Origin of the sequence: Halomonas sp. A40-4 (assembly GCF_015767635.1) — a bacterium.
In the GTDB taxonomy this organism is placed as follows: domain Bacteria; phylum Pseudomonadota; class Gammaproteobacteria; order Pseudomonadales; family Halomonadaceae; genus Vreelandella; species Vreelandella janggokensis.
Map to the genome: position 1 here is coordinate 1,581,614 of NZ_CP065230.1, position 24,122 is coordinate 1,605,735.

At 58.9% G+C, this 24,122-nt stretch carries 21 protein-coding genes; 14 read left to right on the forward strand and 7 right to left on the reverse strand.

The features are described 5' to 3' along the window. Window positions 1-5 precede the first annotated feature (5 nt). The 7 genes from IT895_RS07400 to edd all read right to left on the reverse strand — a co-directional run bounded on the left by IT895_RS07400 (window position 6) and on the right by edd (window position 7,811). Complete coding sequence (locus IT895_RS07400) at window positions 6-971, reverse strand: 2-dehydro-3-deoxygalactonokinase (RefSeq protein ID WP_199285144.1); 966 nt, start codon at window positions 969-971, stop codon at window positions 6-8. Window positions 972-999: 28 nt separating this feature from the next. Next, window positions 1,000-2,148: a galactonate dehydratase gene (dgoD, locus tag IT895_RS07405; protein WP_085919872.1), complete on the reverse strand. Its 1,149-nt coding sequence runs from the start codon at window positions 2,146-2,148 to the stop codon at window positions 1,000-1,002. Window positions 2,149-2,181: 33 nt separating this feature from the next. Then, window positions 2,182-2,901: a FadR/GntR family transcriptional regulator gene (locus IT895_RS07410; protein WP_199285145.1), complete on the reverse strand. Its 720-nt coding sequence runs from the start codon at window positions 2,899-2,901 to the stop codon at window positions 2,182-2,184. A gap of 156 nt (window positions 2,902-3,057) precedes the next feature. Beyond that, entirely contained in the window at window positions 3,058-4,020 is a 963-nt protein-coding gene (locus IT895_RS07415) for a carbohydrate kinase family protein (RefSeq protein ID WP_199285146.1), read from the reverse strand. Between the two features lie 44 nt (window positions 4,021-4,064). After that, window positions 4,065-4,934: an aldo/keto reductase gene (locus IT895_RS07420; protein ID WP_085919869.1), complete on the reverse strand. Its 870-nt coding sequence runs from the start codon at window positions 4,932-4,934 to the stop codon at window positions 4,065-4,067. 22 nt (window positions 4,935-4,956) lie between these two features. Then, a complete protein-coding gene (gene glk / locus IT895_RS07425; RefSeq protein WP_199285147.1) occupies window positions 4,957-5,922 on the reverse strand; it encodes a glucokinase in 966 nt (321 codons plus the stop codon). Then, window positions 5,922-7,811, reverse strand: a complete 1,890-nt coding sequence (gene edd / locus IT895_RS07430) for a phosphogluconate dehydratase (protein WP_199285148.1) — start codon at window positions 7,809-7,811, stop codon at window positions 5,922-5,924. The genes glk and edd overlap by 1 nt, the downstream gene beginning before the upstream one ends. A 270-nt stretch (window positions 7,812-8,081) precedes the next feature. Here edd and cobT point away from each other — a divergent pair, with 270 nt between their 5' ends. The 14 genes from cobT (at window position 8,082) to IT895_RS07500 (ending at window position 24,118) form a co-directional block, all read left to right on the forward strand. Next, window positions 8,082-9,146 carry a nicotinate-nucleotide--dimethylbenzimidazole phosphoribosyltransferase gene (gene cobT / locus IT895_RS07435; protein ID WP_199285149.1) on the forward strand — a complete coding sequence of 355 codons (1,065 nt, stop codon included), beginning with the start codon at window positions 8,082-8,084 and terminating at the stop codon, window positions 9,144-9,146. Beyond that, entirely contained in the window at window positions 9,143-10,180 is a 1,038-nt protein-coding gene (gene cbiB / locus IT895_RS07440; RefSeq protein ID WP_085919865.1) for an adenosylcobinamide-phosphate synthase CbiB, read from the forward strand. Before cobT ends, cbiB begins: the two co-directional genes overlap by 4 nt. Next, window positions 10,177-11,292, forward strand: coding sequence for a threonine-phosphate decarboxylase CobD (cobD, locus tag IT895_RS07445; protein ID WP_199285150.1), 1,116 nt, complete (start codon window positions 10,177-10,179; stop codon window positions 11,290-11,292). Before cbiB ends, cobD begins: the two co-directional genes overlap by 4 nt. Next, window positions 11,276-11,812, forward strand: coding sequence for a bifunctional adenosylcobinamide kinase/adenosylcobinamide-phosphate guanylyltransferase (locus tag IT895_RS07450; RefSeq protein ID WP_199285151.1), 537 nt, complete (start codon window positions 11,276-11,278; stop codon window positions 11,810-11,812). Before cobD ends, IT895_RS07450 begins: the two co-directional genes overlap by 17 nt. 26 nt (window positions 11,813-11,838) lie before the next feature. Beyond that, entirely contained in the window at window positions 11,839-12,609 is a 771-nt protein-coding gene (gene cobS, locus IT895_RS07455) for an adenosylcobinamide-GDP ribazoletransferase (RefSeq protein WP_199285433.1), read from the forward strand. Then, entirely contained in the window at window positions 12,546-13,199 is a 654-nt protein-coding gene (locus IT895_RS07460; RefSeq protein WP_085919862.1) for a histidine phosphatase family protein, read from the forward strand. The genes cobS and IT895_RS07460 overlap by 64 nt, the downstream gene beginning before the upstream one ends. Continuing rightward, window positions 13,151-13,576 carry a bifunctional adenosylcobinamide kinase/adenosylcobinamide-phosphate guanylyltransferase gene (locus tag IT895_RS07465; RefSeq protein ID WP_085919861.1) on the forward strand — a complete coding sequence of 142 codons (426 nt, stop codon included), beginning with the start codon at window positions 13,151-13,153 and terminating at the stop codon, window positions 13,574-13,576. The genes IT895_RS07460 and IT895_RS07465 overlap by 49 nt, the downstream gene beginning before the upstream one ends. A 170-nt stretch (window positions 13,577-13,746) precedes the next feature. Further along, entirely contained in the window at window positions 13,747-15,852 is a 2,106-nt protein-coding gene (locus tag IT895_RS07470) for a type VI secretion system Vgr family protein (RefSeq protein ID WP_199285152.1), read from the forward strand. Further along, window positions 15,852-16,658: a DUF4123 domain-containing protein gene (locus tag IT895_RS07475; protein ID WP_199285153.1), complete on the forward strand. Its 807-nt coding sequence runs from the start codon at window positions 15,852-15,854 to the stop codon at window positions 16,656-16,658. The genes IT895_RS07470 and IT895_RS07475 overlap by 1 nt, the downstream gene beginning before the upstream one ends. A 14-nt stretch (window positions 16,659-16,672) precedes the next feature. Continuing rightward, the gene (locus tag IT895_RS07480; RefSeq protein ID WP_199285154.1) at window positions 16,673-20,245 is read left to right on the forward strand and encodes a hypothetical protein; all 3,573 of its coding nucleotides are present in this window, start codon (window positions 16,673-16,675) and stop codon (window positions 20,243-20,245) included. Further along, the gene (locus tag IT895_RS07485; RefSeq protein WP_199285155.1) at window positions 20,242-21,453 is read left to right on the forward strand and encodes a hypothetical protein; all 1,212 of its coding nucleotides are present in this window, start codon (window positions 20,242-20,244) and stop codon (window positions 21,451-21,453) included. The genes IT895_RS07480 and IT895_RS07485 overlap by 4 nt, the downstream gene beginning before the upstream one ends. A 165-nt stretch (window positions 21,454-21,618) precedes the next feature. Further along, on the forward strand, window positions 21,619-22,023 hold the full coding sequence (locus IT895_RS07490; RefSeq protein ID WP_199285156.1) for a hypothetical protein: 405 nt from the start codon (window positions 21,619-21,621) through the stop codon (window positions 22,021-22,023). Window positions 22,024-22,211: 188 nt separating this feature from the next. After that, a complete protein-coding gene (locus tag IT895_RS07495) occupies window positions 22,212-22,805 on the forward strand; it encodes a hypothetical protein (protein ID WP_199285157.1) in 594 nt (197 codons plus the stop codon). Window positions 22,806-22,912: 107 nt separating this feature from the next. Next, window positions 22,913-24,118: a hypothetical protein gene (locus tag IT895_RS07500; RefSeq protein WP_199285158.1), complete on the forward strand. Its 1,206-nt coding sequence runs from the start codon at window positions 22,913-22,915 to the stop codon at window positions 24,116-24,118. The last annotated feature ends 4 nt before the right edge of the window (window positions 24,119-24,122 follow it).

Here is a 24,122-nt window from a genome sequence, read left to right on the forward strand (position 1 = left end):
GCTTATTACCGGGTGCTTTGGTAGGCGAGGGTCAGTCCGGCCAATACCGCTGTGTCGCCGTCAACGCGCTGGGTGCCGATGTCGAGGGCTTCCAGGGCGAGTGCGTAGCGGTGGTTGAGCGCCTCGTTGCCGATCAGGGTCACGCTTTCCCCTGGCGTCAGCTCGTGGCAGGCACCGGCCAGTTCGAGACCGATCGCCAACCCCGAGAGATGTGCGGCAAGCACGGCACCTCGGGCATCACCGCTCGGCAAGGTATTAGCCAGCAAGTCCTGAGCGCGGACGCCGAATAGCCGCTGGCTGAAGCGTTCGGGCGCCTGATAGCTTGCCTTGACCGCCTGGGTAAACGACTGGAGACAGCCGTCGTGTTGCAGGTCATCCTGCCCTACGGAGTGCTTCAGTACGGATTGATGCGCGAGCAGTTGATACAGCTCGCCGGTCAAGTAGGTCGCAAACTCGGTGACGGCACCATCGGTTAAGCGTGCCCATTTGGCATGGGTGCCGGGCAGGCAGACAAGGCCGTTAAAGCGGTACGAATCGGCCAGAAGGCCCGCTAACTGGGTTTCTTCGCCGCGCATCACATCGTAGAGATGCGTATTGCTCCCGGACTGACTTAATCCAGGCAGCAAGTAAACCTGCAGGCGAGCGTCGGCGAGAGCCGGCATCACCGTGCCACGAGAGAGTTGATCGAGACGCGTGGGCGTCGCCAGATAGGCGGCTTCCTGCCAACCCTGCCGCGCGCCCGCCATACCGCATACCATCACGGGCGTTTGGCCGCTGTCGGGCAACCAGTCGCCGACGATTCCAAGCAGCTCGGCCTCGTACTCGGCGGGGGTCAGCGACAGCATGCCGCGAGGGCTGGAGGCACTCGCCATGACGTGATTCTGGGCATCCATGGCCCAGGCGCGCAGGTTGCTTGACCCCCAGTCCACCGCAATCCACGCTAAAGGATGTGTTAACTCACTCGCGCCCATAGGGCTATCTCCCGGTTAGTCGCTTGGTTTACCACTCGGCAATAGAGCCATCTTCATGGGTCCATACCGGGTTGCGCCAGCGGTGGCCAACGTTGGCGCGCTCTTCAACGAAGGCTTCGTCAATCTCCACACCTAGCCCTGGCCCCTGGGGAATCGCACAGAAGCCGTCTTCAATGCTGAGCGCCGATTTGTCGACCAGATAGTCGAGTACGTCGTTGCCCTGATTGTAGTGAATGCCCATGCTCTGCTCTTGAATAAAGGCATTGTGGCTGACAGCGTCCAACTGTAGCGACGCGGCCAGGGTCAGGGGACCAAGCGGGCAGTGGGGCGCCAGGGCGACATCGTAGGCGGACGCCAAGGCGGCGATTTTAAGCCCCTCGCTGATGCCACCGCAGTGGGAGATATCCGGCTGAATAATGTCGATCATGCCGTCTTTAAGCAGGTCGCGGAATTCAAAGCGGGTATGCAGCCGTTCGCCGGTGGCGAGCGGGTACCCAAGGCCACCGGCAATGTCTTTCAGGCAGGGCAAGTGCTCGGGGGCAACCGGCTCCTCGACGAACATCGGGTGGTAGGGCTCCAGCTCGCGCAGCAGTGCTTTGGCCATGGGGCGGTGCACACGGCCATGAAAATCGATACCAATGCCCACATCCGGGCCGACCGCATTGCGCGCTTCGGCCACCCGGGCGACCGCTTCGTCTACCTTGCGGTGTGAGTCGACGATTTGCAGCTCGGGTGTGCCGTTCATCTTGAAGGCGGTAAAGCCCTTGTCAGCCAGTGCCTTGGCGCCTGCACCCACGTCGCTAGGACGGTCGCCGCCGGTCCAGGCGTACATGCGCATTTTATCGCGCACCGCGCCGCCCAGTAGCTGGTGCACGGGCACACCCAGATCGCGCCCTTTAAGATCCCACAGCGCCTGGTCGATACCCGCAATGGCGCTCATCAAGATTGGCCCGCCGCGGTAAAACCCGGCGCGATACAGCGTGTTCCACAGGTGTTCGATACGGTGCGGGTCCTGGCCAACCAGGTAGTCGGAAAGCTCATGAACGGCAGCCTCGACAGTCGCCGCGCGGCCTTCGATGACCGGCTCGCCCCAGCCGTAGCAGCCTTCGTCGGTTTCGATCTTGAGAAACAGCCAGCGCGGGGGGACTTGCCAGGTTTTCAGTCGGGTAATTTTCATAGGGTCAGATCCTAGTCAGTGGTCGATGGCCGGTTAATTGACGATGCCCAGGTCGATCGCCGTGCGGCGAAGCACTTCCCGCGCGGCGAAAGACGCCGCCTCGGCATCCCGGCGCACAATGGCTTCAAGAACGCGGCGATGCCGTGACAGGCTGTCGTCGAAGGTGTCGGTGCGGTGCTGAGAGCCATGTACCAGGGCCATGATCGAAGGGCGCAACAGGTGTCCCATTTGCCGCCACACCAGGTTGTGGCTGGCCTGGTAGGTGGCATCGTGAAACATGACGTCGTACTCGGCATGCTGGGCGCGAGCGGCGGCTGACTGGGCAGTTTTCTGCATGCCTTCAAAGGCGGCTTCTAGCCGGGCGATATCGGCCGCATCGGCCGCTTCGGCGGCAAGGCCCGCCACGACAGGCTCGGCCGAAAAGCGAAACGCATAGATGGCGCGCGTGAGCTGCGGGTCGAGGTCGGTAAGCCCCGTCATCCATTCGCTCATCAGCGGATCCAGCAGGTGCCAGTCGCTCATTTCGCGGACTTGCGTGCCACGCCCGGCGGTACGGTCTAAAAGACCAGCGGAGGTCAAGCGGGCCAGCGCATTACGCACCTGATTACGGCTCACATCGAAATGCGTGCCGATGTCCATTTCCTTGGGGAAGATGTCACCCGGCTGCCAGTGGCCTGCCAGTAATGCCCTTGCCAGCAGGCGGGCTAATTCATCCGCACCCCCTTTATGGCGGGGAAGGGTCTCCAGCGTCATGGCGGTCACTTATTAACGATAGTGAAGGTATGCTAGTAAATGTCTGACATTTATACAAGTCGGAACTGTACGACCTTTGTCTGCAATGAAGGGCGCCTATCGGTGCGCCCTGGGCAAGTGGCTGTTATTTAGTGAGTGTTATATAGGGAGTGTTATTTAAGGATAGTTGCGCAACGTTTCGATATCGGCGTGGGTGGGCAGCGCTGAGTAGGCGCCGGGACGCGTGACGGCGTGAGCGCCACAGCGGCAGGCGAGGTCCACCGCGCGGGAGAGGAAGTCAATATCCTGGTGCCAGCCTTCCTCGATACCGTGCTTTGACAACTCGGCCAGCAGGCCGCCGATGAACGCATCGCCACCGGCGGTGGTGTCCACGGCGTCAACCCTGGGGGGCGCGATGGTCTGATCGAGACCCGCGCCCTTGAGGGCGACGCTATTGGGACCGTCGGTTACCAGCATGACTTTCACGCCCGCGGCAAGGCGCTCTGCTATCCAGGCGTCTTGGGGGTGATCGCCGCGCAGGTAATCAAGTTCGTCGAGCGATACCTTGACCAGCTCGGCGCTATCCAGCAGTTGCGTCACCAATCCCATATCCGCTTCGCCTTCTGGCCAGAGATTGTGGCGCAGGTTGGCATCAACGCTAACCAGGCAACCTGTGCGTTTCGCCATGGTCGCCATGGCCAGCGTCACGTCGGCGATTTCCGGGTCGGTCAGGCTATTGCTGCACAGGTGAAGAATCGCGGGGTTCTCGAAAACGCCCTGGGGGAGGTGTTCAAGACGGTAGAGCAGGTCGGCGGCAGGTGGGCGGTAAAAGTCAAAGGTACGCTCGCCGTCGCTGTCCCGGGAAACAAACGCCAGCGCCGTACGTGCTTCTTGGGTGAGTACCACGCCCTGGGTGTCCACGCCGTGGTGCTGTAACTCTCGGATGATGAAATGCCCAAAGGTATCTTCACCCACCATGCCCAGAAACTGGCTGGGGACGCCCAGCCTTGCGCAGGCAACCGCCACATTGGCGGGGGCGCCGCCAGCGTAAGGCGTGAAGGTTTCGGGGCCGGATGCGTCACCCAGGCGGCTTGAAAGCATGTCGACGAGGGCTTCGCCAAAGGCAATTATCGGCGTCATCATGGGATCCTTGTGATTATTGGTCAGATGGAGAGGAGATACACCTAAGCGACGCAGTGGCCGCGAGCAGCTTCGAGCAATGCGTACCAATCTTCTCTGGGCAGCGTGTCGGGGCCTTTGAGCATATCGGCAATGCGCTCGGATTTCACGCTACCGACCACCGGCACTGGCCGATGGGGCAGGCGACGCAGCCAGGCAAGCGCCAGAGCGCCTGGGGTGCTGGTGTGTTCCTCGGCGAGCCGCCCAAGCGTGTGATTGACTTCACCTTGCAGTAGCTTGCCGCCCGCGAGCGGCGACCAGGCCATCGGTGCGTGGCCGTCGGCACATAGGTCGTCGAAGCTGCCGTCGAATAGCGGCGTGCTATGGGCAATGGATAGCTCGATTTGATTGGCGCGCAAAGGCTGGTGCATGGCGTTTTGTAATCTGCGCCACTGACTGGGCAGGTGGTTGGAAACGCCAGCAGCGCCAATTTTGCCTGCTTCGATGGCCTTGTCCAGGGCGCGTCCGGTGGCTTCGGCATCCATTAACAGGTCGGGGCGGTGAATCAGAAAGTGATCGATACGCTCGACGCTCAAGCGGTCTAGCGCGTCGTCGATCGCCCGGTTTAGGTAGGCCGGGCTGGCGTTATAGTGCTTCACCTTGCCGTCCCCCGGGGTCGGGTTATCGTTGGCGATACTGGCTTTCGTTACCACGTGAAGCTGTTTGGCAAGCGCGGGGCGCGCGCGCAGTGCCTGACCAAACAGCGTCTCGCCAGCACCCTTGCCGTAGATATCGGCGTGGTCAAACCAGTGCAGGCCCTGCTCGAGTCGTGCCTCTATCCAGTCAGCCAGGTGGTTGGCCTGATGCATCTCGGCGGTTTCGTGGAGACGCATCATGCCAAGGACAAAGGGCACGTCGAAGGTTGGCGCGGGCATAGGGAGGTTCCTGTTGGTGGGCTTAAAACACTTCTTCGTTGTGCAACGCCTCAGCGGCACCCAGCAACCCTGTCCAAGGATGGGTGACCACCCAAACGGGGATGTCGGCGTTATAGGCGCCCATGCGGCCCTTGTTGACAAAGGCCTCGCGCAGTTGGCTTGTCGGCAGCCAGTCAAGAAGGCGTGGCAAGATTCCGCCGCATAGGTAAACGCCACCTCTGGCGCCCATGGTCAGCGTGGCATCGCCACATACATCGCCGAGGATTTTCAGGAACCGTAACAGCGTGGCGGTGGCGATCGAGTCGCCCTCGTTGGCTGCCTGGGTCACCTCCGCGGGGGAGGCGCAGCGGGGTGCCTGATCGTCGAGCGCGCAGTGGGCCTGATAGAGCTCGAGTAAGCCTTGGCCACACAGAATGCGCTCGACGCTAACACGTTGGTGGCGCTGTAAAAACACGTCAAGCAGCGCGCGCTCGGTGTCATCGGTGGGCGCGAAGGTGACGTGGCCACCCTCGGTAGGCAGCGGTATCCAGGCATGCTGGCCGGGGAAGACACCGGCTACGCCAAGCCCCGTGCCGGGGCCAATCACCAGGCGGGTGGAATGTGCCTGGCCGTCACCGGCCTGAACCGCGACGAGGTCATCGGCCGTCACGTGGGGCACGCCCAGGGCCTGAGCAGTAAAATCGTTGATAACCTTGAATAGCGACAGGTTCAGCGTTTCGCGAACCTCGCGCTTCATGAAGTCCCAGTGGTTGTTGGTCATCTTCACCCGCTCGGCGTGAACCGGGCAGGCAAACGCCAGGCATGCCTCGCGAGGGGCGTTGTTACCGGTCGCCCCCACTCGGGTCAGGTAGTCCTGAATCGCCTCAATAACGCCTGGGTAGTCGGCGCAGGGGAGGTTGATAATATCGTGCGGGGTGATGTCGCCTGGCGTCACCAGCGCCAGGCGTGCATTGGTCCCGCCGATATCGCCGATCAAGGCTGGTCGCATCAGGCGTCCTCTTCGAAGATCTGACCTTGCTGGCGGGCGAGATCGTCGGCTTCGAAGCCGCCAAAGACACCTGCGCCTTCCTCGCCGCGCATGGCCAAGTGGCGGAAGCCTGAAAACAACTCGCGACCCAGGCCAACGTGGTAGTGGTCAAGATTGCCGATGGCCAGTTCACGCTGCCCCCAGGTGACAGGGTCTACCTTGGCGTCGAGCGTGCCGGCGTTGGCATCCAGGCGGACGATGTCGCCATCGCGGAGTTTCGCCAGCGGGCCGCCGTCCAGGGCCTCCGGGCTCATGTGAATGGAAGCCGGTACCTTGCCCGATGCGCCCGACATGCGGCCGTCAGTCACCAGCGCCACTTTATAGCCACGATCCTGTAGCACACCCAAGAACGGCGTCAGTTTGTGCAGTTCCGGCATGCCGTTGGCTTTGGGGCCCTGGAAACGGACGACCACGATCACGTCGCGATCCAGGTCGCCGGATTCGAAGGCCGCTTTCATCTCGTTCTGGTCTTCGAAGATCTTCACCGGCGCTTCCACCACGCGGTGCTCTTCGGTAACCGCCGAGACCTTGATCACGCCCCGGCCCAGGTTGCCTTTCATCACCGTCAGGCCGCCGGTGGGCGCAAAGGGCGATGAAACCGGGCGTACAACGTCTTCGTCGAGGCTTTTTTCAGGACCTTCGTGCCAGACGACCTTGCCGTCTTCAAGGAAGGGCTCCTGGGTGTAGGCGGTCAGGTCGGTACCGAACACGGTGGGAATATCGCCATGGAGCAGGCCAGCGCCCAGCAGCTCGCGGAACAGGTAGCTCATGCCGCCTGCTGCCTGGAAGTGGTTGATGTCTGCCTGGCCGTTGGGATACACCTTCATCAGGCTGGGCGTGACCGCGGAAAGGTCGGTGAAATCGTCCCAGTTCAGGGTAATGCCTGCCGCTGCCGCCATGGCGATCAGGTGCATGGTATGGTTCGTGGAACCGCCGGAGGCGAGTAGCCCGACGACGGCATTGACGATAGCACGCTCGTCGATCTGCTTATAGAACGGGCGGTAGTCACCGCCAGGCTCGGTGTTGCGGATCGCCTGCTCGGTCGCGTAGCGGGTCAGGGCTTCGCGCATTTCGGTGCCAGGGTTGACGAACGAAGTGCCCGGCAGGTGCAGGCCCATCACTTCCATCATCAGCTGGTTGGAGTTGGCCGTGCCGTAGAAGGTGCAGGTGCCAGGGCTGTGATAAGACTCGGATTCCGCCTCCAGCAGCGCATCGCGACCCACCTTGCCTTCGGCGTAAAGCTGGCGAATGCGGGCTTTTTCCTTGTTGGGCAGGCCGCTGGGCATGGGGCCTGCCGGCACGAACATCGCGGGCAGGTGGCCGAAGCGTGCGGCACTGATAAACAGCCCGGGGATAATCTTGTCGCACACGCCCAGGTAAAGTGCCGCATCGAACATGTTATGGGAAAGGCCCACGGCGGCGGCCATGGCAATTACATCCCGTGAGAATAGCGACAGCTCCATCCCCGGCTGGCCCTGGGTCACGCCATCGCACATCGCCGGTACGCCACCGGCAAACTGGGCTGTGGACCCCATCGCGCTGGCTGCGGCTTTGATAGTGGCCGGGAAGGTTTCGAATGGCTGGTGGGCCGACAGCATGTCGTTGTAGGCCGAAATGATCCCCAGGTTGGCGCTATTCATCAGCTTGAGGGAATTTTTGTCCTGCGGGTTGCAGGCAGCAAAGCCGTGGGCCAGGTTACCGCAGGAGAGCTCGCCGCGATGCACGCCGCGCTTGTGCTGATCGGCCATGCGGCGCTCATAGAGGGCGCGCCGTTCGGCAGAACGCTCACGTATGCGTTGGGTAACCTCGGCAACGGTGGGATTTAAAGGGGCGTGTGTTGAGCTCGGCATAATTACCTCTGCATGGTAGAGACGGTGAGTCAAACCTGTAGTTATTTTACATTTTTTGGTGGCGATAGGAGAGACTTTACGGCAATAAAATTGCTATTTGTAGTTTTATTACCCTAATTGATGACAACTATCGCTCTGAACAACCGGGGCTAAAGAGGACTGGCTGATCGTGGCGGTCAGTGCCCGCTTGCCAAGTTTAAACCGCAAGTATAGCAGGCCTGCATTTGCTACCATTCCCCCTTCCTTTATGTTGAACGCTTTGGAGCCACCATGCCCCCCGATGTTGCCCCGTCGATGATCGCGCGTATCGTGCCGGTAGACGCTTGCGCAGGTGAACGTGCGCGTGCCTATCTTGATACGCTCACCAAACCGCCGGGCAGCCTTGGAAAGCTAGAAGCGCTCGCGGTTCAGCTAAGCAGCATTACCGGTGAGCTAATGCCCAGGGTAACGCCGCCCGGCGTGCTGGTGTTCGCCGCCGACCACGGTGTGGCGGCAGAAGGCGTGTCGGCGTTTCCCCAGGCCGTGACCGCCCAGATGGTCGCCAACTTCGCCAGCGGTGGGGCGGCAATTAATGTGTTTGCCCGGCAGATTGACGCCCATGTCGAGATCGTGGATGTGGGCGTGGCGTCTAACTTGACGATGCCTGGCGTGACCCACGCCAAGGTGCGTCAGGGTACGGCCAATATGGCACTCGAAAATGCCATGCAACCTGAGGAAGCCCAGGCGGCGATTGAGGTAGGCGTGGCCGCCGTGGAGCGGGCTCGGCAGGCAGGTGCTAAATGCCTCATCGTCGGCGAAATGGGGATTGCCAATACCACCGCCAGTAGCGCCATGCTGGCGGTGTTGGCCGGCACCCCGGTGGCCCAGGCAGTCGGTGCCGGGACGGGTATCAATAGCGTCCAGCAAGCGCATAAGGTGGCGGTAATCGAACGCGCCATTCAGGCACGCCAGGCCGACCCCGATGACCCTTTAGACGTACTTGCGAAACTCGGCGGGCTGGAAATTGCTGCCATGGTGGGTGCTTATTTAGCCGCAGCGGTTCACCGGCTGCCCGCCGTTGTGGATGGCTTTATCGCCACGGTGGCAGCGCTTGTGGCGTGCCGCCTATGCCCGGCGGTGCGAGGTTATCTGGTGTTTGGCCACCGCTCGGAAGAGCCCGGCCACGCCACGGCCCTGGAGGCACTTGACGCCCAACCGCTGCTGGCGCTGGGCATGCGGCTGGGTGAAGGCAGTGGCGCGGCGCTGGCATTCCCGCTGCTCCAGGCGGCTGCCGGAATGCTCAATGAGATGGCGACCTTCGCCGATGCAGGCGTTAGCGACAACAACTCCCAATGATGCCGTTCAGCGACTATTTTCCGGCCATGCTGGTTTGGGTGACCGTGGCGATCGTAATTGACCTGATCGTCGGTGATCCGCGATCGCTGCCGCACCCCGTGGTGATCATCGGCCGAGCCATCAGTGCGCTGGAAAAACGTTGGAACCAGGGCGCCGCCAAGCGTCGATGGCGGTTGGGGTTTTTACTCACCGCCGTTATCGTGCTGGGGACCTTTGGCGTTGCGTGGCTGGTGCTGGCACTGTTGAGCGCGCTGCACCCATGGCTTGGCGTTGTCGCCGAGATAGGGCTGTTAGCCACGACGCTGGCGATTAAAGGGCTGGCGGAGGCAGGGCGTGCCATTGCCGTTCCGCTTGCCAAAGGCGATTTGCCTGCTGCTCGGCAAGCGCTGGCCATGATAGTGGGGCGCGATACTCAGGGCCTGGATGAAGCCGGGATCACCCGCGGGGCGGTGGAAACCGTGGCGGAAAATACCGTCGATGGCATTACCGCACCGCTGTTTTTTGCCCTGATCGGCGGTGCCCCCCTGGCGCTGGCGTACAAGGCGGTGAATACTCTGGATTCGATGGTCGGTTACCGCAACGCACGCTATAACGAGTTTGGCTACGCCTCGGCCAAGCTGGATGACGTGGCCAACTGGCTGCCAGCACGCTTGACGGCCTTGTGTCTGTGGCTTGCAGGGCTGTTGCTCAGCGTTTCAGGCGTTTCAGGCGTTTCAGGCGTTTCAGGCGTTTTACGGTTGCGCTGGCGGGGCGCGTTGCGTGACACCTGCCGCGAGGCGCCCCGCCACCCAAGCCCCAACGCCGGCTGGCCGGAAGCCATGGTGGCATGTTTGCTCGGCGTTCAGTTAGGGGGCACTAATTTCTATCAGGGTGTTGCCTCTCATCGTGCGACGCTGGGCGAGCCGTTGGAGGCGCTGCACGTCGCCCATATCGACGCAACGATTCGCTTGATGCACGGTGGCTGGATGCTGTTTATGTGGCTGTCAGCTGTCTTGATGGTTGGGCTGAGTTTGATTCTTCCGAGGCTTTTATGAGCATACCCGAATGGCCCAGCCACGGCGGGCAGTCCGAGGCGTTATTAGCACACTTCGGCTTGCCACCAGGGCACCGGCTGTACGACTTTAGCGCCAATCTGAATCCCTTGGGGCCTCCCGCCTGGGTACGCGACTGTTTGACACAACAGCTGGCTGGCCTTGAGCACTACCCGGCGCCGGACTATTCCGCTGCCCGTGATGCCATCGCCAGCCATCACCAGCTTCAGCCCGAACAGGTGCTGCTGACCAACGGTGGCGCTGAGGCGATTTTTCTTGCCGCCGCGCTACACGCTTGGCAGCGGGCGGCGATTATGACGCCAAGCTTTGGCGAGTACGCCCGAGCGTGTTGCGCCCATCGGCTTTCAGTCACTGAGATCGTACTACCCGCACCGCACTTTGCCCTGGATCTTGATGCGCTGTTGGCAGCACTTAATGGTATCGATGTGCTGTTTCTATGTCGGCCCAATAACCCCACGGCGACGCTTATCGATACATCAGTCATGGAGACATTGCTGGATTACACGGCTTGGACGGGCTGCCGAGTGGTGGTGGACGAGGCCTTTGTGGATATGGTCGGCGATACGCATGATGCAGTGTCGCTGGTACCGCTGCTGGATCGCTACCCGCATCTGATGCTGCTGCGCTCAATGACCAAGTTTTATACGCTGCCAGGGCTACGGCTAGGCTATATGCTGGCGGATACGGCCACGATTCAAGCAGCACAGACCCACCAGCCGCCCTGGAGCGTGAATCACCTGGCAGCGGAGCTGGTAGCGCCGTTGCTGGCGGACGGCGCCTTCACCCGGCGCACCCAACGCTGGTTAGCCAGCGAGCGTCCATGTATGACCCAAGCGCTTAGCGAGCTGGGGCTGGACGTGGTACCCAGCCAGGCCTGCTTTTTCCTTACCCGCCCGGGTACCGAGCAGCGCGCCGCAGGCATCTCCAGCGATGTGCTATTTGAGCGACTGCTACACGAAGGCATGCTGGTGCGCCATACCCACAATTTTGCCGGGCTCGATGGCGACTGGCTCCGTGTGGCCCTGCGCGACAAGCCTGACAATCAGCGGTTATTGAATGTATTAAAAAAGGTACTGCATGATTGTCTTCGTTAGCGGCGGGGCGCGTTCCGGCAAAAGCGACATCGCCGAGCAGCGGGTGCTGGACGTGGCAGCCAGTTCAACCTGTTACTATCTAGCTACCGCAGACGTATATGACGACGAGATGGCCGCGCGTGTTGCTCGTCATCGGCAATCCAGGGGCGCGCAGTGGCTGACGTTGGAAGCGCCGTTGGCCATTGATCGAGCACTGCAAAAAGTGCCTGATGGCAGCAGCGTGCTTTTGGACTGCCTGACCCTCTGGGCCAGTCAGGTACTGTATGCCAGTGAGCTTAGCGAAGACGAAGGCTTGGCGTTACTGGCAGACGCCCTCGCAGATGCCCAGGCGCGCCGCGTGCATCTAGTGATTGTCTCTAACGATATCAACGAAACGTTACCGCCCAGCGATGTCGAGACCTGGCGCTACCTGGCCTTTCTTCAGCGTGCCCACCGCAGCGTGGCGGCAGAGGCGGGTTCGGTGCTGGAAGTGGTCGCGGGCTGTGCCATCGAGTGGAAAAACGACGGGAAGTTGATGTGAAAGAAAGTACTGTAAAAGAACACGCGGTGAAAAACGTTCTGTTCGGTCTCTTGCTCGCACTGCAGTTTTTGACCCGAATCCCGATCCCTGTCGCTTGCCCCTGGACGCCTGCAACCCGGCGCTGGGCGGTGCGTGCCTATCCTCTGGTCGGCTTGCTCATCGGCAGCGTGTTGGTGCTGGTGGCATTCGCCATGCAAAACGTCCCCACGCCTATGACCGCGCTGGCGCTGCTTAGCCTTTGGGTCGCGCTTTCCGGTGGGCTGCACCTGGATGGCGTCATGGACATCGCCGATGCGCTGGGCAGCAATCAACCCTTGGAACGCCGCTGGGCAATCATGAAGGACCCGCAAATCGGCAGTTTCGGCATGCTGGCGCTGGTGTTTCTACTTGCCTGGAAGGGCGTTCTACTGTGGGCATTACTTACCTATCAAGCGCCGCTCTGGTGGCTGCTGGTGGTGCCCGCGCTCGGGCGCTGGGCAGGTGTGGCATTGCTGGTGCTGACCCCTTGCGCCCAGCCTAAGGGCTTGGCCTGGAGCTGGCAGCAGTCGCTTAGCGGCCAGGATGTGGCGCTGGCGCTGGTACCGCTGGCGGTGATAGCCCTGCTGGCACCCACACTGGTGGTGATGCTGCTGACGGCCTGCGTTTTTGTGGGACTTATGCGCTGGCTTATGCAGCGCCTGTTTAATGGCATCAACGGTGACATGGTCGGTGCCACCATCGAAGGAGGAGAGCTTTGGTTACTGATCTTAGTGTGGAGCTGGTGGCAGTTCGCCACGGTATCACCGCCTGGAATCTAGAGCGCCGTTACCAGGGCCAGCGCGATATTGCGCTGCTGTTTCCTGAGGCTGAAGAGGGCTTGATCGCACTGCGCGACGCAATGGTGGATGAGCGTTTTGATGCCATTTACTCAAGCGACTTGAACCGCTGCCAACAGACGCTTGAGTGGATCCAGGCGGCAAAAGAGGGCGTGCCGGTTGCGCTGGAGCCGCGTCTGCGCGAACTCGATTTTGGCGACTATGAAGGCAAGGTCTACGACGAACTAAAAGATTTGCCCCATTACCGCGCCTGGATCGACAGCGTCGGCGAGCTGCAAATCCCTGGCGGTGAATCCGCCGCCCAACTGCGCACACGCCTGGAGGCCTGGTTGCATGATGTCGCCGTGAATGCCCGGCAGGGCGGCCAGCGAAAGATTCTAGCGGTCACTCATGGTGGTGTGATTCGCGAACTGCGCCGTCGTTTTGAAACCCTTCACTTCTGGGATGGCTCAGTGAGTCAGGCCCAGGGCAGGCGCTGGACACTCACTTATCAAACCGATGCGAATGGCAAAGGAGATTGGCAATGCAGCTCTTCATCGGCGGTGCCTGCGCTGGTAAACGCGACGCCGTAACGGCTCGCTTTCCCGACGCCGTATGGCATCGCCTCGCACCGGGAAAGCGGCTGGAAGAGTGCCAGCAAGCCCTGGTTGCCGACACCCCGCTGGTGATAACCGGTGTGCTCGAGTGGCTCGAAGCCGCTTTAGCAAACGCGGAAAACGATGCACTGCGCCAACAGTGGCAGGGCGATATGACACGGCTCTGCCAGCGTGCTGGCGAGCTAAAGGCGCCGCTGATCATTATTGCCAATGACGTTGGCCGGGGTATTGTGCCCATGCAACCCAAGCAGCGCCGCCTGCGCGACCTCAATGGCTGGTTCACTCAAGACGCCACCGCCCAGGCAGACAAGGTTTGGTACGTACGGCATGGATTGGTGCAGTTGATCAAGTAGTTATCCCGGCTTTTATCACGCTAATTCGGGCGAATTCTTGCCCATTTTGTAAGCTATTTCTTACACGGTGTAAGAGATCGCTGTGACGTGCCCTGCAAGGGTTGCGCTTCGCTTCCGGCTCGCTATTCTGACCGTTTTCATTAGCGATTGATGGTCCAGGGAGCGGCATTATGTCGGAAAGGACGGGGGCGAACAAAACAGGCCTGCAATTCACCCTAGCGCTACCGGGGGTGGATGATATCGCGGTGATCGACTTCACCCATCGCGAAGCACTCTCCCAGCCTTTCGAGCTGGCGCTCAACCTGGCCAGCCGCGACGGCAGCCTGGATGCCGCCGACCTCCTGGATCGTGAAGCCACCCTGACTATCTGGCAGGACGGCGAACCGCTACGCCGGGTGCACGGTATCGTCAGCGAATTTGGCCGCGGCGACCGCGGCCACCGGCGTACCTTCTACTCCCTGGTACTGCGCCCGGCGCTCTGGCGGCTCTCGCTGCGCCAGAACTCGCGCATCTTTCAGAAGGTCGACCCGCTCACCATTATCAATACCCTATGCGATGAGCGAGGCATCCGGGATGTAGCCTTTGCGGTCACTCGCGAGCTCCCCGAGCGCGAGTACTGCGTGCAGTACCGCGAGACCGACCTTGCCTTTATCGAGCGCCTGGCCGCCGAAGAAGGGCTGTTTTACTTTCATGAGTTCGAGGAGAGTGCCAACGGCGCCCATCGGCTGGTGTTTGCCGATGATCCGCAGGTACTGACCCATCTCGGCGAGCGCACGTACCACAGCCGTGCCGGGGGCACTGCGCCCACGCGCCATGTACGCAAGCTCAGCCATACCGCCCGGGTAGCGAGTTCGTCCGCCACGCTGAAAGACTACAGCTTCAAGAACCCGGCCTACGCGCAACTTCACGACCATCTGGGCCGCGACGTCGAGCAGCACGGCCAGCAGGTGGATTACGAGCACTACGACTACCCCGGCCGCTACAAGCAGGACGCTTCCGGCGAGCCGTTTACCCGCATTCGACTGGAACAGCTGCGCCGTGAGGCGATTACTGCCAGCGCCGAAAGCGACCTGCCCGAGCTCGCCCCCGGCCTGCGCTTCACGCTGACCGACCACGACAGCGACAGCCTCAACCGCGACTGGCAGGCCATTAGCGTTACTCACCACGGCGAGCAACCCCAGGCGTTGGAAGAGGACGGCATCACCCAGGGTGATGCAAACGGTATGACCCGCTACCACAATCAGGTCACGCTGATCCCCGGCGATGCCCCCTGGCGGGCCACGCCAAATCCCAAGCCCCGTGTCGACGGCCCCCAGGTCGCCTTTGTGGTCGGCCCCGAGGGCGAAGAGATTCACTGCGACGAACACGGCCGGGTCAAGGTCCAGTTCCCCTGGGACCGCTACGCCGAGCCGAATGAAACGGCCAGCTGCTGGGTGCGGGTTGCCCAGGGCTGGGCGGGCGGCGGCTATGGCAGCATCGCCATGCCGCGCATCGGCCATGAGGTGATTGTTTCGTTTCTGGAAGGCGACCCGGATCAGCCGCTGGTCACCGGTCGTACTTATCACGCCGTCAACACCGCGCCGTACCCGCTGCCGGAACACATGACTCGCACGGTGCTGCGCACCCAAAGCCACAAGGCAGAAGGCTTCAACGAGCTGCGCTTTGAAGACGAAGCGGGCGAAGAGCAAATCTGGCTCCATGCCCAGAAAGACCTGGAGCTGCTGACGCTCAACGACCGTATTGAAGAGACCCGCAACGACAGCTTCTTGAAGGTCAATAACGACCGCATCAGCGAGGTCGACAACGACGATCACCACACGGTGCACGGCAACCGTTTCGAGCATACCGAAGGCCAGCAGCACCTGACGGTACAAGGCACCCTGCATATCAACGCAGGCCAGGCCTGGCTTAGTGAAAGCGGCCGGGAACTGCATATCAAGGCAGGTCACAAAGTGGTGCTTGAGGCGGGTGACGAATTAACCCTGAACGCTGGCGGCAGCTTTCTCAAGCTGGATGGCAGCGGCGTCACCGTGGTGGGCCCCAAGGTGCGCGTCAACGCAGGCGGCAGCCCCAGCAGTGGCAGCGGGCAGGCGGTGGAAGGCCCGCTGCTGCCAGGGCATGCGGTGGCGGAAGCGCATGAGGTCATACCGCCCGTCACCCATGAGGCGCTGCTGGAAGCTTCAGCACAGGAGGCTAGCATCGTCCAACTATGCCAAAAGCAGACCGATGGCAGTTGCCCACTGTCTGACTGTCCATGCCGGGGTAGGGCGAGTTAATGCGTTATGCAGTGAATCTTCCAGAGCAAAGAGAACGGCGCTACTGGTTGATCGATACGGCCAGCCTTCCCGAAGGTGAGGTGTTGCGTCGCTTCTATAGCGTAGTGGACCAGCCCATGTTTCGCTGGCTTTACGACGGCACGGCCTATCACGGCGTGCGAGAAAGCGGCCCCGTGCTGTTGGATATCACACACAATGCCAAGGTGTGGCAGCAATGCAGTGCAGACTGGATGCCGTATGCCGCATCGGTGGTCATCGACACGCCTGCCTCTCTGGATGACCTGCAACAGCGCCTGGCCGCCTGTTTGACCATCGACACGTCTGGCAGCGGGATGGGGCTGCTGCGCTTTCACGAGCCAGCCGTCTTGCACCTCTTGCTGGGTGAGGAACAACTCGATCAGACAGACCGCCTTGTCCTGATGGGGGAGGACACTTGCTGGTCGTGGCCGCTTTGCCTGAGTCAGGAAAACATCGTCCATGAACGCTATTTCTCGGCGGGCGGTAACAACTGGCCAGACGGTAAGCCGCTACGATTGGCGCCGGAGACTCAGCAGCGTCTGCAAGGCTTGAGGCAGTTTTCCCGGCTGATGCCCTTACTGGGAGACGCCGTCCACCGTTTCGACCTGCTGCAAAAAGAAGACGACTGCATCACCTCTCTATGGTGGGCGCTGGAGCACTACTGGCACGACACCTGGCAACTCAATCTGTCACGCAAGCAAGCGGTGGAAAACGCGCAAGGCAAGCTGATAGCGAGTGACGCATTTGAACACTTCATCGAGTCCCTTTCTCTCGATGCAATGACATGACAAAGGACACGGGAATGTCACAGAACCATGCGTGCAGCCCCAAGGCGATCTACGTGGAAATCACCGGTCGTCATACGGATAACGACCAGAATGAATACTGGCTTTATCAGGGTGACGCCGCCGAAGAATGCCTGGCAGAGGGAGATGCTTCGGAAGGCCGTTACGGGCCGATTGTCGAGACCCAGCAAACGTACTTAGAAGAAGAGTTGGCAAACTATCGCTTGGTACAAAAGATAGGCGATATTGAAGTGCCGCTACTGCAGGTGGAAGAGGTATCTAAATGCGGCCTGATTCCCAAGCAACGCGCCTTCCAGCACAACCTGATGGTCTCGACCTTGCCCATGCTGTACATCGATCATCAGGAGCTGGCGGCAGGGCCATGCCGTGGCGGCTTCATCTACGTGTTTCTCGACAACCGACTGATCAGGGAGTTGGTGGTATCCGGCGAGCCGAACCAAGCGCCGCGGTTCACCGATAGCGACATCGCGACGTACCGGCAACAGGGTGACGTTTCCACCGTTCGCGAATTCACCGGTCCCGCTCTGGCACAGCTCCATTTGCCCCTCAAGCTCAACGGCGAAGCAGCCAATGTGCGCCTGGCTTTCTCTGATCACCCCTGGCCCTGGGCGCATATCGAACAGTTGGAAGCCAACCCAGCGTTGATCAACCAACGCTGCCAACCGCTTGCCCTCAATGAATCGTCAGTGAGTGCCATGCTGCAGGGCGACATGCGCAACATGTACACCCATAGCGTGGAGGTCGGCCGTGACGAGTGCGCTGGCAAGGCCGCCCTGGACTGGCTGCCGTCCATGCGCCCACGCGATGCGGTATATGAGCAAGCATGGGGTAGCCCAAGAGACTATATTGAAGACCCGACTGCAGAAGGCTGGAGCGCATTAATCGACCAGCTTGAGTCAGAACGTGCCTTTTTCGATTCCGAAGAGGAAGACGCAACGCTCCCGGATATCGATATGGCGAAAAGGCAGCGTAACTTCTCGCCAGGGCTGCGTGGCACCCTGTTACAACAGTGGTGCAACCCCCTAAGGCCTAATGATGAACAGGCTGAAGAATCAGAGTTAGCGCTTATAAAGGCGCCTACCGCCACAGAGGATTGTTTTGCAACGCTACGCGATCAGCAGCTCTGCTGTCTCTTTCTGCGTGATCCTAAGCAGACAGTAGAACACCTGATGGCCGATATCCAAGCCACGACCGAATTGCTGATGGTGCTGGCGGAGAGCATGAAGTACCACCCTCATGGCGCCTCGGCAGAACTGATACATGCTAACTGTTTTATGGCCGAAGGACCGGATGGTGAAAGCAACCCCCGCTACCTGGATGAGTGGTTTGACCGTAAGCTTGACCGTGGTCGGGAAAGCCTGTTTTGTCGGCTAGTCAAAATGGAAGAGCGCCGCCTTGCGCGATTAAGGCGCGATCAGGCCCTTACAGCCCTTGCCGAATTGCTGAATGACGTCTCGCCAGGGGCGCTTGCACATGCTCTGCATGATGCCATGCTTTTCGATGACATCAATCTGCTCGAACCCTATGTCATCCTGGCTCGAAGTATCGATATGTTGCTGAATGGGTTACGGCCCTTTGACCCCAAGGGCACCACAGAGGAACTTGCTGACTACCACTCCCCGGAGCGGTGTCGAGCTACTCTTGATGCCCTCTATGAGGGTAAGCACCCTGTCTCAACGTTCTTCTTCCAAGGGAAGCTGTGCGATGTAAATAACAGCTGGGGTGAAGCTTATGAAAGAGACTTGGATCGAATCACCCAGGCATCGCAGCAAATACTTTCTCAGGAAGCCAACGCGGCTACGATGACGGCAGATGACCTGCTGGCCCTGCAGAACCAGCTTGTCGAAGAAACAAACCCCACGGCGGATGTTATGCGCCGTGTGCTTAATGGCTCCGACGCGATTGTCATTAATACACTGCCTCCGCTGATGGCCGCGATTCCCTGGCTCAAACTGGGCCAGTCCATGTCTGTGGATATCGCTTCGGACTATGCTGATCTAAAAGGCGCCTTGGGAGGCGGCTTGCCGATCAAAGCCGAACTAAAGGGCGGCGGGATTGTATGGATTGCTCCGCGCGAGTTCAAAACCGTCACCGAAGAAATGGCCCAAGCCAGTGCAGCTCTAAAGGCCACTGCCACCACCAATGCTCTTGGGGGCAATCACACCTCGTCGTCCCCTTCACAAACCGTTCGTGTCACTGGTCGGGAGACAACCGAATGGCGTTTTAATATGGCGCGGACAGGCTATACAGCGTTTTGGGCAGTTTTGGTGGTACTAGAAACTGCCAACTTATCAAATAGTAGTGGTGATCTCATCACTGATCCAAGCTTGGAGAGTTTTGCAAAATTCGGTAGCGCATCGGCCGACGCTTTTTTGCTTAGCGCACAAGGATTGAAGCTTGCAAATAGTAAATGGGGTTGGGCAGTCAAGACCAACAACTTTCTAGATACTTCCTATGTCAGATCTGGCGCTTGGCAAGAAGCCATGGCCGATGCGGGAAAATACCGTGGTTTAGCGACATTAGGGGCCGGTTTGTTGACTACCATGCTTGTGGCCAATGATGCTTATCAACTGGCCCAGCGTGGTGAGCAGCGAGCTGCACGATTGACCGCCGCTCAGGCCGCCGCTATAGGCGTGGCGACCGTTTATGGCTCTGGTTTCGGTACAGCTGCCAGTCGTGTATCCGAGGCTAGATTATTACCTTATCATCTTGCTAACCGAGTATTGGGCTGGGTGGGTACACCAAGACCAGTGCCCATCACCGTGATTAGCCTGGCGGCCTCTGTTTTCTTTCAGTACCTGGCTACGAATAACCGTGATGATGGCTTCTCTCTTTGGGTGCATTACGGCCCCTTCGGCAGCCGTCGCGATGAACTGGAATCGCGCTTGGCCCAGCTCGCCGCCCAAGAGGATGATCAGGATTCAGCCGCCATTCATGATTACCTGGTACAGCTAAAAGGGGCCAGCCCCCACCAAGCCTATCTTTACCTACTGCAGGGGCTGCATGACACTTATGCTGAACTTGTCTCTCCTCGAGCGTTAGCTGAGCGATCTCCGCGCTTCGCAGATTGTGATATCGCGGTCAAATTCAGCTGCGCCGGGTTACGCTATGGTGAGTTCCAGCTTCCCCCTCTAGGCGTCAGCGCGGACTATTTGGCGCCGGTGCCTGATATGGGCTTCACTTATCAGTATTACCCGGTCGTCAAGGGGCAGCGCTTGGTGGCCTCTGCGGAGGCAGAAGACCCTGAAGATAAAGCTATCCGTTATCTGGGAATTTCCTTGCCCCGCGAATGGCAGCGCATGGGTATTCCCAGCTCGCACTTAGGTGTAGACCCACGCTGGTTGCGCAATAGCCGTGGCCGTTTTCAGCATGAGCCCGATTACACGCAGGAATATCATCAGAAAGCCAGTCTAGTGCGTCTGTATCTTGATGACCTAACGGGGCAGGGCTCCATTCAGTTCTGGGATCGGGCTAGCAGAACCTATCAACCCATTGAGGACGAAATGACCTTCACTACGCACCCAGCGTCGTTGACCTGGGTATGGAATCAGCAGGGAGGCCGTCGATGAGCTTGCAAGACGAAGCGCTAACACCAGCGGGAGGAGGCTACGACGAAACTGCTTACCGCGCCGATGCTATTCCCGAACAGAGCTATGCCCCTCAAAACGAGATGCTGCGCGGACGCATTTTGGAAACTCGCCTTCCCTGGGGCAGTTATCTAGGTGTCAACCCGACTACCTATCAGTATTCGGAAAGCTGGTTTCGGGAGTATCAATATATCGGCGACAACTATCATGACTATACCATGATAAACGAGCATCGCTGGTCAAAGAGGGTTGATGAAAACATAGGCATTCTTTATCGCCTGTTACGCTTTATCTTTGTTATCTACTCCCATGGTTTTAGCTTTATTCGAACAGGTGGAGGTGTGGGCGGAGGGGTGATATTTACAGGCATCGCAGTCTTCACCTTTTTAGTAGGCACGATAGGGCAGTTCTTTGTGGAAGAACCTCAATTCCCGTTTGTGCTTTTTGGAGTTCCGATAGCTGTTGCTACATTTTGTGGTGTCGCTACTCTTCTTCTGAAGCTTTGGGAAAAGCATGAGTTGAAATTCTACAAAGGTAACCGTAATTGGTCAGATGACTATGCTTTTTGTCGACGCACCGGCATGGTCATGACCTCTCGAGGTGATTTCCCCTTCTATGAGTTTGATCCCTATATCGAAATGCGGGTAGGCACCCAAGGGTCACAGTTTCACTCGTTCAAAGTAATCCACCGCTACCCCCACCGTAGCCCTGACCCGCTTACCAATAACCCACTTGAATTTAGCTTTGCTGTGGATGGCAGTATCGCTCAGCTATACGCCGTCTGGGATATGCTGCAGCGTTATATGGATGTCTCTCAGCCGCTGCCGGATGTACCTGAATTAGAACCCTTTCGTCACCTCGACCCGACCACCAAGGCCTACGACGAAGCGGGTAAGCGTGGTCGTCCCGCTACCTACTGGCGTGATTTATATGCCCATAGCAGCGAGGAGGAACTCAAGGCATTGCGCGAAGCGCATCGCGCCGAGGTGGATGGTGCCCACTGGGGCGGCCGCCCAGACCTGATGGAACTCTCCGTGCCCAACTACCGCGAAACTCGCAAGGGCGAGCCGGAGGACGTCAACGACTTTGGGCGCTTTCCTTGGAAGGCAGGAAAGTTCTCTGATCGGCCAGAAGCGACCCAGTCCGTGGATTCACATGATCAGCAGCAGAACGACGAAAACCGACGCTGATAGCTAATTCGGCAAACATCCATTGGTTATCCGTCCGGGAAGGCAGCAATTGCCTTCCTTGGCGGTAGCGTGCGTAGTCGGCCCCTTATTGACTGAGGACGAAATGACCTTCACAACGCAACCCTCGTCGTTGACCTGGGTATGGACCCAGCCGGGAGGCCGCCGATGAGTTTGCAAAACGAATCGCTAACACCAGCGGAAGGCTACGCCGAGACCGCATTCCAGGCCGACGCCATTCCCCGCCAGGAACCACCGCCAGCAAAAAGCACTTGGAAAAAACTGGGCAGCAATTTAGATGTGGCCCGGCTACCTTGGGGAAATTATATTGGCGTGAATCCCACCCTATATGAGTACGACAATGAGTGGTTTGAGGATTACCAGTATATGAAGGAGGATTATCTAGCCTATGCCATGATTAATGAGTCGCGCTGGTCAAAGTTTGTCGATGAAAATATCAGCTTGCTTTATCGTTTCTTGCGATTTTGGTTTGTGGTCATCTCCCACGGGTTTAGTTTTATAGGTGGGGGGGGTATTTTATTGTTGGACTTACTGTTGTGGCTTCATTGTTGATTGCAGTGCCACAAATTTTTTCTGAGAATCCTGAGCTATCAGTTAACTTATTGATCATTCCAGCATGGACTATCGCTTTCTGCGGAGCAGCTACCATACTGCGAAGACTTTATGAGACATACAGCATTCGCTTTTACAAAAGCAATAAAAACTGGTCTGACGATATCGCTTTTTGTCGGCGCACGGGTATGGTGAAGACCTTCCGTGGGGAGTTCCCTTTTTATGAGTTCGATGCCTTTATCGAAATGCGCGCGGATATGAAGGGTAATCAGTTCCATAGCCTCAAGGTGCGTCATCGCTATCCACAGCACAGCAAAGACGAGCGCAACGGTCTACCGCTTGACTTCGATTTCCCGGCCGACGGGAGCATTGCCCAGCTGTATGCCATGTGGGACATGCTGGGCCGCTATATGGACGTTAGCCAACCGCTGCCGGATATCCCCCGCTTGGAGCCATTCCGTCATCTCGACCCGACCACTAAGGCCTTTGATGAGGCGGGTAAGCGTGGGCGTCCGGCGACCTACTGGCGTGATCTCTACGCCAAGGCCAGCGAGCAGGAACTGAAACAACTCCGCGAAGAGCACCGAAAGGTGGTCGACGCCGCGCCCTGGGGCAGCCGCCCGGACTTGATGGCCCAATCCGTGCCCGGCTATGGCGACAGCTATACCGCTGAGCCCGAAGACGTCAACGCCTACGGCCGTTTTCCCAACAAGGCGGACCGCTTTGTCGAGCGCGCTGAAGCAAAAGAAGCATCCCAGCAGAACAAGCGCGACAGCCATTAACGACACCACAGCAAGCGTTATCAATACGTTCTTTCGGAAGGCCGCTGGCGGCCTTCCCATGGCGGTAGCGTGGCTAAACGGGTATGGAACAAACAAGGAGCTGGAGTATGAGCCTGACGGAACAGCCACAAGATCACTATGCCGAGACCGTCTTCCAGGCTGACGCCATTCCACGCCAGGCACCACCGCCAGAAAAAAGCGTTTGGGGGAAACTGGGAAGTAACTTTGACGTCGCGCGGCTACCTTGGGGGCACTATGTCGGCATTAATCCCTCGGAGTTCGAATATGAATATTCCGGAGGATGGTATCGTGACTACGAGTATATGGGAGAGCAGGATTTCCATGACTTTAATCATATTAACGAATTGCGTTGGTCGAAGTTCGTCGATGAAGATATCAGCCTGATCTATCGTTTTTTTCGATTCTGGTTTGTTATTGTCAGTCATGGTTTTAGTTTTATTGGACCTGGAGGAGGAAAGGGGGGAGGGTGGTTTTTTTCAGCCATTGCTATGGTACTGCTCGTGCTTCTCCTGGTTTTGGAGGTTTTTGATCCAAGTGAAAAATTTCCTTTCGGCGCACTAGCTGTTCCTTTGTCAGTTTTTGCACTCTGTGGTGTGGCGACTGTATTTAAAACTCTGTTTGAGAAACATAGTATTCGTTTCTACAAGAGTAACCAGAACTGGTCGGATGATGTTGCTTTCTGTCGTCGTTCCGGCCTGGTCAAGAGCTTTCAGGGGAATTTTCCATTCTACGAGTTCGATGCCTTTATCGAAATGAGCGCGGACATGAAGGGCAATCAGCGTCACACCCTTAAGGTGCGTCATCGCTATCCGCAATTCAGCAAGGACAAACACAGCGGCTTGCCGTTGGAGTTCACCTTCCCCACCGATACCGGCAGTATCGCCGAGCGCTATGCCATGTGGGACATGCTGGGCCGCTATATGGACGTCAGCCAGCCACTACCTGATATTCCTCGACTAGAGCCCTTTCGTCATCTCGACCCCACCACAAAGGCCTTTGATGAGGAGGGTAAGCGCGGTCGACCGGCGACCTACTGGCGTGACCTCTACGCGAATGCCAGCGAGAAGGAACTGAAACAATGGCGCGAGGAGCACCGAAAGGTGGTCGATGCCGCGCCCTGGGGCAGCCGCCCGGACCTAATGGCCCAATCTGTGCCCGGCTATGGCGACAGCTATACCGCAGAACCCGAAGACGTTAACGCCTACGGCCGCTTCCCCAACAAGGCGGACCGCTTTGTTGAGCGCGCTGATGCAAAAGACTCAACTGCGCAGAACAAGCCTGACAATCATTAACGAC

Bases quoted from the DNA above. Each gene is read 5' to 3' on its own strand.
- IT895_RS07450 (WP_199285151.1), top strand. From the start codon at position 11,276: ATGATTGTCTTCGTTAGCGGCGGGGCGCGTTCCGGCAAAAGCGACATC.
- dgoD (WP_085919872.1), bottom strand. From the start codon at position 2,148: ATGAAAATTACCCGACTGAAAACCTGGCAAGTCCCCCCGCGCTGGCTG.
- cobD (WP_199285150.1), top strand. From the start codon at position 10,177: ATGAGCATACCCGAATGGCCCAGCCACGGCGGGCAGTCCGAGGCGTTA.
- glk (WP_199285147.1), bottom strand. From the start codon at position 5,922: ATGCGACCAGCCTTGATCGGCGATATCGGCGGGACCAATGCACGCCTG.
- edd (WP_199285148.1), bottom strand. From the start codon at position 7,811: ATGCCGAGCTCAACACACGCCCCTTTAAATCCCACCGTTGCCGAGGTT.
- IT895_RS07465 (WP_085919861.1), top strand. From the start codon at position 13,151: ATGCAGCTCTTCATCGGCGGTGCCTGCGCTGGTAAACGCGACGCCGTA.
- IT895_RS07415 (WP_199285146.1), bottom strand. From the start codon at position 4,020: ATGACGCCGATAATTGCCTTTGGCGAAGCCCTCGTCGACATGCTTTCA.
- IT895_RS07490 (WP_199285156.1), top strand. From the start codon at position 21,619: ATGAGTTTGCAAAACGAATCGCTAACACCAGCGGAAGGCTACGCCGAG.
- IT895_RS07475 (WP_199285153.1), top strand. From the start codon at position 15,852: ATGCGTTATGCAGTGAATCTTCCAGAGCAAAGAGAACGGCGCTACTGG.
- IT895_RS07485 (WP_199285155.1), top strand. From the start codon at position 20,242: ATGAGCTTGCAAGACGAAGCGCTAACACCAGCGGGAGGAGGCTACGAC.
- cobT (WP_199285149.1), top strand. From the start codon at position 8,082: ATGCCCCCCGATGTTGCCCCGTCGATGATCGCGCGTATCGTGCCGGTA.
- IT895_RS07410 (WP_199285145.1), bottom strand. From the start codon at position 2,901: ATGACGCTGGAGACCCTTCCCCGCCATAAAGGGGGTGCGGATGAATTA.
- IT895_RS07470 (WP_199285152.1), top strand. From the start codon at position 13,747: ATGTCGGAAAGGACGGGGGCGAACAAAACAGGCCTGCAATTCACCCTA.
- IT895_RS07500 (WP_199285158.1), top strand. From the start codon at position 22,913: ATGAGCCTGACGGAACAGCCACAAGATCACTATGCCGAGACCGTCTTC.
- IT895_RS07420 (WP_085919869.1), bottom strand. From the start codon at position 4,934: ATGCCCGCGCCAACCTTCGACGTGCCCTTTGTCCTTGGCATGATGCGT.
- IT895_RS07495 (WP_199285157.1), top strand. From the start codon at position 22,212: ATGGTGAAGACCTTCCGTGGGGAGTTCCCTTTTTATGAGTTCGATGCC.
- IT895_RS07480 (WP_199285154.1), top strand. From the start codon at position 16,673: ATGTCACAGAACCATGCGTGCAGCCCCAAGGCGATCTACGTGGAAATC.
- IT895_RS07400 (WP_199285144.1), bottom strand. From the start codon at position 971: ATGGGCGCGAGTGAGTTAACACATCCTTTAGCGTGGATTGCGGTGGAC.
- cbiB (WP_085919865.1), top strand. From the start codon at position 9,143: ATGATGCCGTTCAGCGACTATTTTCCGGCCATGCTGGTTTGGGTGACC.